The organism is Streptomyces montanisoli, from assembly GCF_017813245.1.
In the GTDB taxonomy this organism is placed as follows: domain Bacteria; phylum Actinomycetota; class Actinomycetes; order Streptomycetales; family Streptomycetaceae; genus Streptomyces; species Streptomyces montanisoli.
This window is the reverse complement of the sequence record NZ_JAGIQL010000377.1, coordinates 1-901: the sequence shown is the minus strand read 5'-3', so window position 1 is coordinate 901 and position 901 is coordinate 1. Positions and strand designations below refer to the sequence as shown.

1 pseudogene is annotated in these 901 nt (G+C 62.5%); it reads right to left on the bottom strand.

From position 1 onward, the window contains the following. Positions 1–108: 108 nt before the first annotated feature. Positions 109–901, bottom strand: a pseudogene (locus JFN87_RS33240) (hypothetical protein); the annotation flags it as partial.

The window sequence follows — 901 nt, the reverse complement described above, 5'->3', positions numbered from 1 at the left end:
CGTCCCGCTTGAACTCGGCCGTGTACCGCTTACTCGTATTGCTCTTCTTGCTCACTATCTGTGACTGCTTCCTCCGGGACCATCCGTCCCAGTATCAGGCTGTCCAGCTCACAGGGGGAACTTCACGGTGAGTTGGAGGTCAACGGCGGGCAGGACGTCCGGGTACGTGATTTGGTCTCCGGACACGTGTGGTGTGGGGAGGGGGGCTGGCCATGACATGGCCAGTGATGCCTTGCCGCTCGTCATGGTGACCAACGGTGTGTGTCCACCGCCGGAGAAGGTCAAGGGCTCAGCGGCCGCCTTGGGGCTGAACGTGCCGTTCTTGTTCTTCTGCAGTGTGGCATCGACCGGGACCCAACTGCTGTTCTTGCGGACGCGCACGGGTAGGAGGCTCGAGGTGTAGGTCATGCGTCCTGACGGGCCGACCTGCGTTGTTGACGTCTCGGTGGTCAGCGCATCCACTGCGATGGTGTCACCGCTGTCGGCAGCTTGTTTCTTCGCGGCAGACAGGGCTGATTGCTGAGTCGAGGTCAGTCCCGAGTCGTCAGGGCTGCGAAACGTGCCCAAGGTCGCCGGCCGCGGTGGGGCCGGCGCAGTGGGCGCGGGTACCGGCGTGGCATTGCCGGTGTCGGCGACAGCGGGCTGGACAATCGACAATGTCGTCAGCGCGCTCAATGTCATGGTGCCCGCTGCGATCAGCGGAAGAAATCGGGGCCGTCTCTGCTCGCGTCTGGAGCGGTAACGGCGGAGGAAGTTCCTACGCATCGTGAAATCTGAAGTTCCCCCTGTGAGCTGGACAGCCTGATACTGGGACGGATGGTCCCGGAGGAAGCAGTCACAGATAGTGAGCAAGAAGAGCAATACGAGTAAGCGGTACACGGCCGAGTTCAAGCGGGACGCG